The 14,764-nt window shown below is 40.7% G+C and carries 9 protein-coding genes; all 9 read left to right on the forward strand.

Translation table 11 applies throughout. The annotated features are described in order from the left end of the window. Positions 1-106 precede the first annotated feature (106 nt). Positions 107-721: a guanylate kinase gene (gene gmk, locus ABZ559_RS01655; protein ID WP_018375729.1), complete on the forward strand. Its 615-nt coding sequence runs from the start codon at positions 107-109 to the stop codon at positions 719-721. 25 nt (positions 722-746) lie between these two features. Then, positions 747-1,064, forward strand: a complete 318-nt coding sequence (gene rpoZ / locus ABZ559_RS01660; protein ID WP_018375728.1) for a DNA-directed RNA polymerase subunit omega — start codon at positions 747-749, stop codon at positions 1,062-1,064. Between the two features lie 178 nt (positions 1,065-1,242). Further along, positions 1,243-3,633: a primosomal protein N' gene (locus ABZ559_RS01665; RefSeq protein WP_367007047.1), complete on the forward strand. Its 2,391-nt coding sequence runs from the start codon at positions 1,243-1,245 to the stop codon at positions 3,631-3,633. Between the two features lie 189 nt (positions 3,634-3,822). After that, positions 3,823-4,758, forward strand: coding sequence for a methionyl-tRNA formyltransferase (gene fmt, locus ABZ559_RS01670; RefSeq protein ID WP_317334361.1), 936 nt, complete (start codon positions 3,823-3,825; stop codon positions 4,756-4,758). Continuing rightward, the gene (gene rsmB, locus ABZ559_RS01675; RefSeq protein WP_317334360.1) at positions 4,748-6,070 is read left to right on the forward strand and encodes a 16S rRNA (cytosine(967)-C(5))-methyltransferase RsmB; all 1,323 of its coding nucleotides are present in this window, start codon (positions 4,748-4,750) and stop codon (positions 6,068-6,070) included. The genes fmt and rsmB overlap by 11 nt, the downstream gene beginning before the upstream one ends. A gap of 37 nt (positions 6,071-6,107) precedes the next feature. Next, on the forward strand, positions 6,108-6,845 hold the full coding sequence (locus ABZ559_RS01680; protein WP_277290561.1) for a Stp1/IreP family PP2C-type Ser/Thr phosphatase: 738 nt from the start codon (positions 6,108-6,110) through the stop codon (positions 6,843-6,845). Then, positions 6,845-8,758 carry a Stk1 family PASTA domain-containing Ser/Thr kinase gene (gene pknB, locus ABZ559_RS01685; RefSeq protein WP_367007049.1) on the forward strand — a complete coding sequence of 638 codons (1,914 nt, stop codon included), beginning with the start codon at positions 6,845-6,847 and terminating at the stop codon, positions 8,756-8,758. The genes ABZ559_RS01680 and pknB overlap by 1 nt, the downstream gene beginning before the upstream one ends. Before the next feature lie 152 nt (positions 8,759-8,910). Next, a complete protein-coding gene (locus ABZ559_RS01690; RefSeq protein WP_273413444.1) occupies positions 8,911-10,170 on the forward strand; it encodes a UDP-N-acetylglucosamine 1-carboxyvinyltransferase in 1,260 nt (419 codons plus the stop codon). A 372-nt stretch (positions 10,171-10,542) separates the two neighbouring features. Then, the gene (locus ABZ559_RS01695; protein ID WP_367007050.1) at positions 10,543-14,757 is read left to right on the forward strand and encodes a SpaH/EbpB family LPXTG-anchored major pilin; all 4,215 of its coding nucleotides are present in this window, start codon (positions 10,543-10,545) and stop codon (positions 14,755-14,757) included. Positions 14,758-14,764 lie beyond the last annotated feature (7 nt).

Below are 14,764 nucleotides of genomic sequence, written 5' to 3' on the forward strand. Positions count from 1 at the left end.
CTTTCTGATAAATACCTTGAAAAAAAGTACTCTTTCTGCTAAACTAGGAAGGAGAAACTTAATTGAGGTCTGATTTGACCTTTTTCTGCATGATAAGGAGAGAAACATGTCTGAACGCGGGTTGTTAATTGTCTTTTCTGGTCCATCTGGTGTGGGCAAGGGGACGGTTCGACAAGAAATTTTTTCAACGCCTGACCATAAATTTGAATATTCGGTTTCAATGACAACACGTCCCCAACGCCCAGGTGAAGTTGATGGGGTTGATTATTTTTTCCGTACGCGTGAGGAATTTGAAGAATTAATTAAAGCGGGGCAGATGCTAGAGTATGCTGAGTATGTTGGTAACTACTACGGTACTCCATTGACCTATGTTAATGAAACTTTAGATAAAGGGATTGATGTTTTTCTTGAAATCGAAGTTCAAGGGGCCCTTCAAGTGAAGCAAAAGGTTCCAGATGGAGTTTTCATTTTCTTAACACCACCAGATTTGGACGAATTGAAAGACCGACTTGTGGGACGAGGCACTGATAGCGAAGAAATTATCGCTCAACGTATTGAACGTGCCAAAGAAGAAATTGCTCTTATGCGAGAATATGATTATGCCGTGGTTAATGATGAGGTTTCACTAGCGGCTGAGCGTGTTAAACGCATTATTGAAGCTGAGCATTTTCGTGTAGATCGTGTCATTGGTCGCTACAACGACATGATTAAGGATATTTAAACTAGTTAGAAAAGAGATAAATGTTATGATGTTAAAACCTTCTATTGACACCTTGTTAGATAAAGTGCCTTCAAAGTATTCCCTTTGTATTCTTCAAGCCAAACGTGCCCATGAATTGGAAGCTGGTGCTGAGCCAACCCAGGAGTTTAAATCTGTGAAATCAACCCTTCGTGCTCTTGAAGAAATTGAGTCTGGAAATGTAACGATTCACCCTGCCCCAGATGTTAAACGTGCGGCTGTCGCTGCCCGTATTGAAGCAGAGCGTCGTGCTAAGGAAGAGGAAGAACGAAAGATTAAAGAACAAATCGCCAAGGAAAAAGAAGAGGAGGGCGAAAAAATCTAATCGCAAAGGGTAATTTCAAAATGATTTTACTCGATAGAATTTCTCTTATTAGCCTTATTGGGCTGTCACAGTCTGTAAAATACAGATGGTTGCTCAGCTAGCTGCCGACGTTTTCACATAAAAACAAGCTGAGGATTCTTAGCTTGTTTTGTTTTTAATCGAATATGAAAGGAGAACTATGCCAATAATTGCCCAAATTATCGTCGATGTGCCACTTATGCAGACAGATAAGCCTTTTTCTTATATTGTGCCTGATGATTTAGTTGATCAGATTTCTCTAGGGTCGCGTGTTCACGTTCCATTTGGACGTGTCAATCGTCTTTTACAAGGTTTTGTGGTTGGGTTTTCTGAGGTTTTGGAAAATGCTAGCGCTGATCTCAAAGAGGTCGTTGGAGTTCTGGATTTTGAACCGGTTTTGAATGAAGAACAATTATTGTTAGCAGAGCAGCTACGTCACACAGTATTCTCTTATAAGATTTCCATCCTCAAATCCATGATTCCAAGCCTTCTCAATTCTCAATATGATAAGTTGTTGTTGCCTACCAAGAAGCTAACGGAGCAGGAATATCAGACTATTTTTGGCGGTAAGGAACGTCAACTCTTTTCTAACCTGACTACAGAGCAGCAACGTCAGTTGGGACGGTTGGTACAGACTGGTAAGATTACTGTTGACTATTTGGCCAAGGACAAAAAAAACGTCAAGACGGAGAAATGGTATCGCCCGAACTTATCCGCCCTGTCTGTGTCAGAAATTACTACACGTGCTAAGAAGCGTTTAGCCCTGCGTGACTATTTGCTGAACCATCAAGAAGATGGAAAGTTATCTGATTTGTACCAGCTTTTTTCACGAGAAGTGGTTAAGTTTTTTATTGATAATGAATTGCTAATCATCACTGAAAGAGAAGTCAGTCGCTCGGAAGATTATTTTGAAGTTGAAACGACAGCCTTTTTAAGTTTGAATGAAGAACAGTCAGCTGTGGTGGAAAGGGTGACGAGTCAAATTGGTCAGAAATCTAAACCTTTCCTACTTGAAGGAATTACGGGTTCTGGAAAGACGGAGGTTTACTTACATATTATTGACAGAGTCTTAAAGATGGGGAAAACGGCCATCGTTTTGGTCCCTGAAATTTCATTGACACCGCAAATGACGAATCGTTTTATTTCGCGTTTTGGAAAGCAGGTTGCAATTATGCACTCAGGCTTGTCAGATGGTGAGAAATTTGATGAGTGGCGTAAAATTAAATCTGGGAAAGCCCGTGTCGTTGTAGGTGCTCGCTCTGCTATTTTCAGTCCCTTAGAAAATATAGGTGCTATCATCATTGATGAGGAACATGAGGCGACTTATAAGCAAGAGTCTAACCCACGCTACCACGCCCGTGACGTAGCGGCTCTGAGAGCTAACTACCATAATGCAGTACTCTTGTTAGGATCTGCAACTCCAGCTATTGAAAGTCGAGCACGAGCAAGTCGTGGTGTTTATAATTTCTTGCAATTGAGCCAAAGGGCAAATCCAAAGGCACGTATTCCAAAAGTCGAGATCATAGATTTTAGAGATTTTGTTGGTAAGCAGGAGGTAAGTAATTTTACACCTGTTTTACTTGATAAGATTCGTGAACGTTTGGCAAGGCAAGAACAAGTAGTTCTGATGCTCAATCGTCGTGGCTACTCCAGTTTTATCATGTGCCGTGATTGTGGTTATGTGGATGATTGTCCTAATTGTGATATTTCATTGACCTTGCATATGGACACTAAGACCATGAATTGTCATTATTGTGGTTTTGAAAAGCCAATTCCCCGCACTTGTCCCAATTGTCAGAGTCGGAGCATTCGCTACTACGGTACGGGAACGCAGAAGGCTTATGATGAGTTACAAGAAGTTCTTCCTGAGGCGCGAATTCTACGTATGGATGTGGATACGACCCGTCAGAAGGGGGCTCATCAGAAAATTTTGGACAAATTCGGTGCTTATGAGGCTGACATTTTACTAGGAACCCAGATGATTGCCAAAGGTCTGGACTTTCCTAATGTTACTCTAGTTGGTGTTTTGAATGCGGATACTTCTCTTAATCTTCCTGATTTTAGAGCCTCAGAGAGAACTTTTCAACTTCTCACCCAGGTTGCAGGTCGCGCAGGTCGGGCTGAAAAAGAGGGAGAAGTGCTTATTCAGACCTATAATCCCCAACATTATGCCATTCAATTGGCGCAACAACAGGACTATGAAGCATTTTATGCTTATGAGATGGGGTTTCGTAGGCAACTTGGTTATCCTCCTTATTATTTTACGGTTGGTTTGACCTTGTCACATAAGGATGAACAGACTGTTGTTCGCAAATCTTTTGAGGTCTTACAAGTGCTACGTAGCCAGTTGTCTGATAAAATCAAAATTTTAGGGCCAACACCAAAGCCTGTGGCGCGGACACACAACCTGTATCATTATCAAATTATTGTCAAATATCGCTTTGAGGATCGTTTAGAAAAAGTACTCAATCAGATTTTAGATTGGACGCAGTTGTCAGAAAACAGGGAATTACGCCTGTTTATTGACCATGAGCCGCAGAGTTTTATGTGAGCACAAGGTCTCTTGAAGGTCAGAAATTCAAGAGCTGTGTTATACTAACAGTAGCACATCCTTTTAGTTTAACTTTTTTGGTAATTTTGAAAACCTTGTGGTTCACACCCTTGTCCTAAAATTAGGCTAGAAGACTATTGGATGGAAACGGGCAGAAAAACTGTCTTGAAAGGAAAAATAGAAATAGTTATGACAAAATTGATTTTTATGGGAACCCCTGATTTTTCAGCAACAGTTCTCAAAGGTCTGCTAGCTGATAAGCGTTACGAGATAGTGGCGGTAGTCACTCAGCCTGACCGTGCTGTTGGTCGGAAGAAAGTTATCAAGATGACGCCAGTTAAAGAGGTCGCTTTAGCCAATAATCTGCCAGTTTACCAACCCGAGAAATTATCTGGTTCGCAGGAAATGGAAGAATTGATTGGGCTTGGAGCAGATGGTATTGTAACAGCAGCTTTTGGTCAATTTTTACCAATGAAACTTATTAATTCTGTGAAATTTGCGGTCAATGTTCATGCTTCGCTTTTGCCCAAGTATCGCGGTGGAGCTCCCATTCATTACGCCATTATCAATGGTGAAAAGGAAGCTGGCGTGACTATCATGGAAATGGTACAAAAAATGGACGCTGGCGATATGGTAGCAAAGACCTCGATTCCAATTACAGATGAAGACAATGTTGGTACGATGTTTGAAAAACTAGCTGTAGTTGGTCGGGACCTCTTACTTGAAACCTTGCCTTCTTATATCATTGGGGAGTTAAAACCGCAGCCACAAGATGAAAGCCAAGCCACTTTTTCTCCAAATATCACACCAGAAGAAGAACGCATTGACTGGGCTAAGTCAGCACGTGATGTCTTCAATCAAGTACGCGGAATGTATCCTTGGCCTGTCGCACATACGCTCTTAAATGGTGAACGTTTTAAAATTTATGAGACAGAGTTAGTAGAAGGACATGGGCAACCAGGTGAAATCATCAAGAGAACTAAGAAAATGCTTGTCGTGGCAACAAATGACGGTGCTATCGCTCTCAAAACGGTTCAGCCTGCCGGTAAGCCAAGGATGGGTATCACAGATTTCTTAAACGGTGTTGGCCGTACGCTTGAAGTAGGTGACGTCCTTGGCAAATAATTGGAAGAAAACGACACGTGGCACAGCACTGCTTGTATTGGAGAATGTCTTTGACAAGGCTGCTTACACTAACATTGCCCTCAACCATGTGTTAAAAAGCTCTGCCGTGTCCTCAAAGGATAAGGCATTAGTGACTGAATTGGTCTATGGAACTGTAGCACGCAAAATTACACTGGAATGGTATCTGGCTCACTATATCGCTGACCGTGACAAGCTAGAGTCATGGGTTTATTACCTGCTCATGGTCAGTTTTTATCAGTTGCTCTACCTGGATAAAGTTCCTGATCATGCAGTGGTTAATGATGCCGTCGCTATTGCCAAAAATCGTGGTAACAAGCAAGGCGCTGAAAAACTTGTTAATGCAGTGCTTCGCCGTGCTTCCAAGGAGCCTCTACCAGATCCATCAAGTATCAAAAGAAAGAATAAGCGGCTGTCAGTTCTTTACTCAATGCCTGTCTGGCTAGTGAAAAAGCTCAGCGAGCAATATGGTGAGGACCGAGCGATTGCTATTCTGGCTAGTCTTTATGTTCGCAATAAGGCTAGTATTCGCGTAACGCATCCTGAAAAGATAGAAGAAATTGCTGCGGCAACAGGAGCAATCCCTTCTCAGTTGTCACCGGTTGGCTTGGTTAAGTCATCGGGTCAGTTTGCAGCGTCAGCATATTTTACTGATGGAGAAATTACTATTCAGGACGAATCCAGTCAGCTAGTTGCTCCAACTCTTGCAATTAAGGGTGATGAGCAAATTTTAGATGCTTGTGCGGCGCCGGGTGGTAAGACTGTGCATATGGCTTCTTACTTGACTAGTGGTCATATTACCGCCCTTGATTTGTATGAGCACAAATTGGAGCTGATTGAGGAAAATGCTCGCCGCCTGCATGTAGCGGATAAGATTAGCACCCAAAAACTTGATGCCAGCACAGTTCATGAAAATTTTGAATCAGATAGTTTTGATAAAATTTTGGTGGATGCACCTTGTTCTGGAATAGGCTTGATCCGCCGTAAGCCAGATATTAAATACAATAAAAATAATCAAGATTTTTCAACTTTGCAAGAAATCCAATTGCAAATTCTTGATAGCGTTTGCCAAACCTTGCGTAAAGGTGGTATAATAACCTATAGCACTTGTACAATTTTTGATGAGGAAAATTTTCAAGTTATTGAAAAATTTTTGGAAACCCATCCTAATTTTGAACAAGTAAAACTGAGTCATCCAGAAGAAAGTATTGTCAAAAATGGCTGTATTGCCATCACACCTGAGCAGTACCAAACAGATGGTTTCTTTATTGGACAAGTCAAACGCATCTTGTAAAATCAAGGAGGAAACTGACACAGTCAGAGGAAAGAATATGAAAATTTCACTTGTTACAGATATTGGGCAACGACGCTCAAATAATCAGGATTTTATTAATCGATTTGATAATAAACAAGGCATTACGCTTATTGTACTGGCGGATGGTATGGGTGGTCATCGAGCGGGTAATATTGCTAGCGAAATGACGGTTACAGACTTGGGGCGTGCCTGGGTTAACACGGATTTTACCGAGCCAGAACAAATTCGCGATTGGTTTTTAGTGACTCTTGAATCTGAAAATAAACATATTTACGATTTAGGTCAAACAGAAGAATACAAAGGAATGGGAACAACAGTCGAAGCTATCGCACTTGTTGGTCAAACAGCTGTATTTGCTCATATTGGGGACTCTCGTATCGGTCTTGTCCGCGATGGTCATTACACTCTCTTGACGAGCGATCATTCCTTGGTGAATGAACTGGTTAAAGCTGGTCAATTGACAGAGGAAGAAGCGGCTAGTCATCCTCAGAAGAATATCATCACACAGTCAATTGGACAAGCCCAGCCTGTTCAACCTGATTTAGGCTATCAAGAATTGGAAGAAGGTGATTATCTCGTTGCTAATAGCGATGGTTTAACCAATATGATTAGTAATTCAGAAATCGTTGGGACTCTGATTGGGCCTGGAACTCCAGATGAGAAGAGTCGGGAACTTGTTAACTTAGCTAACAATCGCGGAGGGCTTGACAATATTACAGTTGCCCTTGTTCATGTCGAAAGTGAGGACTTTTAATGATTCAGATTGGCAAATTATTTGCTGGTCGTTATCGGATCCTCAAATCTATCGGACGTGGCGGTATGGCGGATGTTTATCTGGCTAATGATCTGATTTTGGACAATGAAGAAGTTGCTATTAAGGTTCTTAGGACAAATTATCAGACAGATCAGATTGCTGTGGCTCGCTTTCAGAGGGAAGCGAGAGCGATGGCAGAGCTAAATCATCCTAATATTGTTGCAATCCGAGATATTGGAGAAGAAGACGGGCAGCAGTTCCTTGTGATGGAATATGTTGACGGCGCTGACCTAAAAAAGTATATCCATGATCGTGCACCTTTATCAAATACAGAAGTTGTTCGCATTATGGAAGAAGTCTTATCGGCTATGACACTTGCCCACCAAAAGGGGATTGTCCACCGAGATTTGAAACCACAAAACATCCTCTTAACGAAGACAGGCACTGTCAAGGTTACGGATTTTGGCATTGCAGTTGCCTTTGCAGAAACCAGTCTTACTCAGACAAATTCTATGCTTGGCTCAGTTCATTATCTCTCTCCAGAACAGGCGCGTGGCTCTAAAGCAACTGTTCAGAGTGATATCTATGCTATGGGGATTATGCTTTTTGAAATGCTGACAGGTCATATTCCTTATGATGGCGACTCAGCGGTGACAATTGCACTGCAACATTTTCAAAAACCTCTACCATCCATTATCGCTGAAAATAAGAACGTTCCACAGGCTTTAGAAAATGTTGTGATTAAGGCAACTGCGAAAAAACTTAGCGATCGTTATGCGTCAACTTTTGAAATGAGTCGTGATTTGATGACGGCGTTGAGTTATAATCGTAGTCGTGAACCCAAATTAGTTTTTCAAGACACTGAGAACACTAAGCCCTTACCTAAGGCTGCTCTTGCCAAACCTTCCCAATCAACAGAACAATTATTGGAGAAGCAAAAGGAAAAGAAAGAAAGGCAAATCCCTCCTACACCAGCTAACAAAATAGAGACGGAGCAGTCTCAAAAAGACAAACAGGCTCGAAAACATAACTATTTTAACACCTTTACAAAGGTCTTTGTAGCCTTGTTTTTGTTAGGAGTGGCTATATTTACCTATCTTATCTTAAATAATCCAACTACTGTTAGTGTTCCTGATGTGACGAATGCTAGTCTTGAAGTGGCTAAAACTAAGATTGAAAGTGCAGGCTTAAAGGTTGGCGAAGTTCACGAAACTGCAAGTGATCAGATTGAGAAAAATCATGTTATCAAGACGAATCCGACAGCTGGTACGAAGAAACGTGAAGGTTCAAAAATTGATATATACGTTTCTACAGGAACATCAGGCTTTACAATGCCAAATTATGTGGGCAAGAATTATGAAAATGCTATCCAAGAGTTGACCAAGACCTATGGTGTATCAGAAGATAACATCACAGTTGAAGAGGTATCAACAACTGATTACGAGGCTGGTACAATTATTAGCCAAAGCCCAGAAGCTAAAGCAACAGTTGATCCTGAAAATGCTACGATTAGCTTTACAGTAGCTGTTTCTGGTTCAGTGACGATGCCACTAGTGACAAATCTAACCTATGCTGATGCTGTAAATACATTGACAGCTCTAGGAATTAAATCTTCACGTATTAAGGCTTATGTACCAAGCACCTCATCAGCGAGTGGCTACATTGAAGTACATGAACCAGAAAGTTCGGTATTGGTATCTTCACAAACACCTTATTATGGGACAGAGATAGATGTCACAGACACGAGTAACATTATTCTCTATCTATACGCTACAACAACAGAATCGAGTTCGACCGAGGAATCAAGTTCTGAGTCATCTTCGACTTCAACCTCACAGGAATCCTCGACTGAGACCTCATCAAGTAGTAGTGAGAGTTCATCAACTGAAACAGAATCAAGTTCAACACGATAAAATTTAACTCTCTGCTGAAATCGTAATTGCCAGCAGAGAGTTTTTTTGTTGATGTTGTTCACAAAGTAGCCTTGTCTCTGATATTTGTCAAAAAACTTGAGATATGGTAAAATGATAAGGTTGAATTCTAGTAATAAGAAAGTTTTGAAAGTATGCGAAAAATTATCATTAATGGTGGCAAGCCTCTGACCGGCGAAGTTGCTGTTTCAGGGGCTAAAAATAGTGTTGTGGCCCTCATTCCTGCCATCATCTTAGCGGATGATCTCGTTGTTTTGGATGGTGTCCCTGCTATATCAGATGTGGACAGCTTAATTGATATTATGGCAACTATGGGAGCAAGTATCAAACGTGATGGGGAGACACTTGAAATCGATCCTCGCGGTGTTAAAGATATGCCTATGCCTTATGGTAAAATCAACAGTCTTCGTGCTTCTTATTACTTTTATGGTAGTTTACTTGGTCGTTTCGGACAAGCAGTTGTTGGCCTGCCAGGAGGCTGTGATTTAGGTCCACGACCAATTGATCTTCACCTTAAAGCCTTTGAAGCAATGGGAGCGACTATCTCTTACGAGGGTGAAATGATGCGTATCGCAACGGCTGGGCAACCTTTACATGGGGCACACATCTACATGGATACGGTCAGCGTTGGGGCGACAATCAATACCATGATTGCTGCTACAAAGGCGAAGGGGCGTACCATCATTGAAAATGCTGCGCGTGAACCAGAAATTATTGATGTTGCTACACTGCTTAATAACATGGGAGCGCATATTCGTGGAGCAGGAACCAATGTGATTACGATTGAAGGTGTAGAAAAACTTCATGGAACACGTCACCAAGTCATTCCGGATCGTATTGAAGCGGGAACTTATATCGCTATGGCGGCTGCTATCGGAAAAGGGATTCGTGTGACTAATGTTCTTTATGAACATTTAGAGTCTTACATTTCCAAGTTAGAGGAAATGGGTGTTCGTATGACAGTTGAAGAAGATGCAGTCTTCGTTGAAGAGCAAGGGAAGCTGAAAGCTGTTTCTGTTAAGACATCTCCATATCCTGGATTTGCAACAGACTTACAGCAACCGATTACTCCACTCTTGTTGATGGCACAGGGGCAAGGGAATATCAGTGATACCATCTATGAAAAACGTATCAACCATGTGCCAGAATTAGCACGAATGGGGGCAAACATTTCTGTTTTAGGTGGTCGAATTGTCTATCAAGGGCCAAATCAATTGTCTGGGGCGCCTGTTAAGGCAACAGATTTGCGTGCAGGAGCGGCACTTGTCATTGCTGGTTTAATGGCGCAAGGTACTACAGAAATTACAAATATTGAATTTATTCTGCGAGGTTACTCTAATATCATTGAAAAACTAAGAGAGCTTGGAGCAGATATAACATTAGTGGAAGATTAAGTCAGTAATGACAAATAACCCTTCTCAGTGATTACTGGGAGGGGTGTTTTAGTGTTCAAGCGGTGATAGATTTGCACCAAAGACAGGGAAGCGTTTTCGTTGTTGATGCATAATCTTTTTTTTAAATCCAAAAATGATACCGGTAACAATTTCTCTTATTTTTCTGACAATTAAGTGTTTATCTTGTTTAAAAATGGACAAAAAGACCGATGTAATAGGATTTATCGGGGGGGGGGGGAGTCATTTGAGATGGTTTGCATGATAACATAAAAAGTGCTAATATAATTATGCAACCGATTGCGTTGCTCGTAAAACTGTTTTTCTGCAAGGCTAGTCTTTGCAACGGTTTGGAATAATGAAAGAGAAAAGTTTATGAAATTATTAAGGAAATTGGTTGCGGCAATAGTGGTGGCTATTGTGGTAATCGCCATAGCTCCGCTAGAAGTTTTCGCATACGACCCGTTTAATGATTTTCCTAATCAGACCTTACGTGAGTGGCCTACTAAGGATTACAATAATGTAGCAACGACATTGCCAGATCCTCCAGCGATTCCTAATACGGTAAATATGGCGGATATGTTTAATTATCCGAAGTTAATTTATACTGATACTGGTTCAGTATCTCAGTTTCCTGATCAGACTGCCAAGTTAGCTACGAATCGCTCTTATGTCACCAAAGACGACTCTTCAGTAGCTGTTATCACGCGGGATGCTAGGTGGCAATCTGGGGTAATGTGGAGCTTGGAAGAGAATAAAATTAAGCTCAATGAGCCCTTCCACATGGTCGCTTATGTTTATCTTGGAAACAGAACACAAAATAACAAAAACTTTCATGGACTTGGTGGTGCAGATGGTATCACCTTCACAATGCATAATGACTTAAAACAACCGTCTGATATGCTGGCTGGTACTAAGTTGGCATCGGGTAGTTTAGGAAATACAGGCATTAATGCTTATGGTGCCCTAGGGAATGGTCTAGGGGTGTATGGTTCAAACTTCAGTGCCAATGTAAGTAGTGATAAAAATAACATGGTTGATTTTTGGAGGGGTGTAGAAAACGGAATCACTTTAGAGTTTGATACTTTTTATAACGATAACGACACAACACAACACTCCGATAACGATTTAACGTCTATCATATACAATGAAAACCATGCCAATACACAATACGGTCACATTGCTATAAATTTATTGAATGATTTCAAAGATAACCGGGCTAATTATAATGATACGAAGACTAATAAACATAAAATTAAACTTAGTCTTGGTTGGAATGGTGAGGTAGCAGATAAAACAAATCCTACTAGTTGGAGTGTTCCAAATTGGCCAACAACTAGTCTAGCAGATGGTAAATGGCACCGTTTAGAGGTGACCTGGACACCTAATATTGATACTAATACAGGTAAACTAAACTATACAATTTATAAACAAGGTCATGAGGGGGCACGTAATATTGCGTATAGTGATGATAGTTCAAAAGATGGTACGGGGGTAATCTCATATGACGTACCAATAGGAACAGGTGATTATTCTCTTGAAAAAGTATTTGGTGTCTCAAATCTCAATAACACTGTTTATTGGGGATTCTCTGGCTCGACAGGAGGACAATTGAATAATCAGGCTGTTCAGATGGTTCAATTACCTATCTCGTACTACAACGCTGAACTGAAAAAAGAAGATCAAGAAGGTAATGTTGTTTCAGGGGCAGTTTTTGAACTTGAAAAGCTTGATGCCGCAGGTGAGTGGCAGACACAAGGATTTTATAATCCTCGGACAGGTGATACTGTCACGCAACTTTCTACCACTCCACATCAATCGTATCAAGGTGTTGTCGGAGATAACGGTTCTCTTAAGCTTTCGCAATTAACAGAAGGTACTTACCGTTGGAAGGAGGTTGCAGCCGCAGAAGGATACCAACTGGGTCAGGTTTATTGGCCAAATGTTTCAGGATTCGAGGTTAATTACGCTATCTCTCAACAATCGAATAATCTTATTACAGTAACTGCAACTAATAAAAAATTGTATCAGCTGGAACTGACCAAAACAGATAGTGATACGAAGCAGCCTTTGAATGATGTGCCGTTTATTATTTCAAAAACAGAAAATGCTAAGCAGTATTATTTGAAAGTAAATGCTGACACTACAGGTTTTGAGTGGACAGAAGTTAAAACAGATGCTAAGCAGTTCTTGACTGGAAAGTCCTATTTGTTGGGGCAAGATGGACATGTTGCTGAGCAAGCTGGGGATGCTGGAAAATTGATTGTTAAATATTTCCCAGATGCACCGAACTTGACTTGGAAGGAAGTTTCTGTTCCAACAGGTTATAGTTCAAAAGGAACATTGACAGGAGTGTTTGTTCCAACTGCGGATAATAAGTATGCCTATACGGCTAGTCAAAAAAATACGCGTCTCTATCAAGTAACTTTGGAGAAAAAAGCTTCAGATACTAACGAGGGGCTAAAAGATGCTGTATTTGCTTTACAGCGAAAAGACGGTAATCAGTGGGTAGAGGTCACTTATGACGGAAAATCAGAATTTACTACAAATTCTGAAGGAAAAATCAGTATTCCTAACTTAGAAGCTGGTACCTATCGTTGGGAAGAAAAGAAAGCTCCGACAGGTTATAAGAGTGATCAGCAATATTATCCAAAAGAGGAAGGTTTTGAAGTCGCTTATCATGCTGGGTTGACAATTGATTCAAGTAATCAAAATTATTTGTTTGAAGCAACTACTGCCAAAAATTCGCCACGTGACTTTGAACTAGTCTTAGAGAAGTTGAGTTCGACGTTTAATAGACCTATTGGAGAAGTTGAGTTTAAGCTTTATTCCAATTTGAATGGAACAACTTTCTCAGATGAAATGACTACTCTGAAAACGAACTCAGAGGGTAAAATTGTCTTTGGTAGTGACTTGATTAAAGCTGACAAAACTTATTATTTGGTTGAGACGAAAGCTGCAGATGGGTTCATTGCCTTGAAAGGCTATTTTAAGGTTGTAACATCAAAAACAGATGGTATCAAAGTAAGCTACGTCAAATCTGACGGTGAAACCGATGCAAGTCCATTTGAATTTTCAACTGCGGATGGCAACATCTATAAAGGAAATTTAAAAGTTTATAATAAGCGGAAATCAATCCTACCAATAACTGGTGGAAATGGAATTTTGCAGTATATCACAATTGGTGCTGGTATGATTCTGTTTGCTACGCTGTTCTTCCTTTTGAAAAGAAAAGCTCTCAAGTGGTTTTTGGTATTAGCAATAGTGACAACTGGTTTTGCTGGTTTAGGTTCACACGCTAATAAAGTATTCGCTGACGAACAAGATAAGGTCACACTGGAGGTAAATCGTCTCATTTATCAACCAAGTGACACACAATTTAAATCTGGGACTCCTGTTGAGGGAGCTGAATTAGAAGTTCTTGATGTGACAGATACTTTCTACGACTTTGTCACTAATGACAAATTATCTCGGCAAGCTGCGCAAGAAAAACTGAGTAAGTCGACAGATATTAAGGGGAAGTCGTTAGCGAAAGCAGAGACGGATAATCTTGGGAAGGCCTCCTTCACAGTTGCTAAAACAAGTAACCAGCAGGCGGCAGTTTACTTGATTAAAGAAATGGTAACACCAGTCGCAGTGACCCCCATGGAGCCGCTAGTGGTGGTGCTTCCGATTGTAGATGAGCAAGGAAATGAGAAAGAATTTGTCTCTTTATATCCCAAGTCACACGGCACCTTTACATTTGATAAATCTATTGATGATAAACAAGACAGTTATAATCTTGGGGCACCAATACCTTATAGATTATCTACAGTTATTCCTCAAGATATAGTAAGTCTAGTGACCTATGAGATAGAAGATGTCTATGATCAAGGATTGAACTTTATTCCTGAGAGTTTAGCGATTCTTGTCGATGGTAAAAAACAGTCAGAACTCATTAAAACTGTTACCCCATCGGAGAATCAATTTAGAGTATCGTTTGATGTAGCCCAGTTGGCGCGCTTTGCTGGGAAAAAGATTGAAGTGACCTATAACATGGTCATCAAGGATAGTGCTAGTATCGATCAGCCTTTGGTTAATACTGCCACTCTCTATCCTGGCAATCTAACCCCGCTAGTTGACAAGGAAGAAGTCATCACTGGTGGCTTTAGGTTCATCAAACTAGGAGCTAGTGGTGGAAATACCCCGTTAGCTAATGCAAAATTTGTTATCAAAAAACCTGAAGATAATGCGGTTCTTACCCATAAGGATGGGCATTATCAGTTCGAAAAAGTTGAGACTGACGCAGCTGGAGTTGTCCAGTTAACTTCTGATGCAAAAGGAAACTTTGAGATAAAGGGATTGAGATATGGCGAGTATCTCGTTTGTGAGATACAAGCACCTTCTGGCTATGTCCTAAACGACAAGCCAACTACCTTTACTATTCGTGCTAACAGCTACAAAGATGGACCAGCTTTGACGATTTATAATACCGAAAAGCCGAAAGTCAATCTCCCTAAAACAGGGGTGGTTGAAACATCTATAGCATTGGTAGGGTTGTTTATTTTAGCTTCATCACTTATGATGATTAGGAGAAAAAAAGAAAATTAAGGAGACT

The organism is Streptococcus sp. ZY19097, from assembly GCF_040731245.1.
GTDB lineage: Bacteria > Bacillota > Bacilli > Lactobacillales > Streptococcaceae > Streptococcus > Streptococcus orisratti.

Coding starts and splice junctions, on each gene's coding strand:
- gmk (WP_018375729.1), top strand. CDS start 107: ATGTCTGAACGCGGGTTGTTAATTGTCTTTTCTGGTCCATCTGGTGTG.
- rpoZ (WP_018375728.1), top strand. CDS start 747: ATGATGTTAAAACCTTCTATTGACACCTTGTTAGATAAAGTGCCTTCA.
- ABZ559_RS01665 (WP_367007047.1), top strand. CDS start 1,243: ATGCCAATAATTGCCCAAATTATCGTCGATGTGCCACTTATGCAGACA.
- fmt (WP_317334361.1), top strand. CDS start 3,823: ATGACAAAATTGATTTTTATGGGAACCCCTGATTTTTCAGCAACAGTT.
- ABZ559_RS01680 (WP_277290561.1), top strand. CDS start 6,108: ATGAAAATTTCACTTGTTACAGATATTGGGCAACGACGCTCAAATAAT.
- pknB (WP_367007049.1), top strand. CDS start 6,845: ATGATTCAGATTGGCAAATTATTTGCTGGTCGTTATCGGATCCTCAAA.
- ABZ559_RS01690 (WP_273413444.1), top strand. CDS start 8,911: ATGCGAAAAATTATCATTAATGGTGGCAAGCCTCTGACCGGCGAAGTT.
- ABZ559_RS01695 (WP_367007050.1), top strand. CDS start 10,543: ATGAAATTATTAAGGAAATTGGTTGCGGCAATAGTGGTGGCTATTGTG.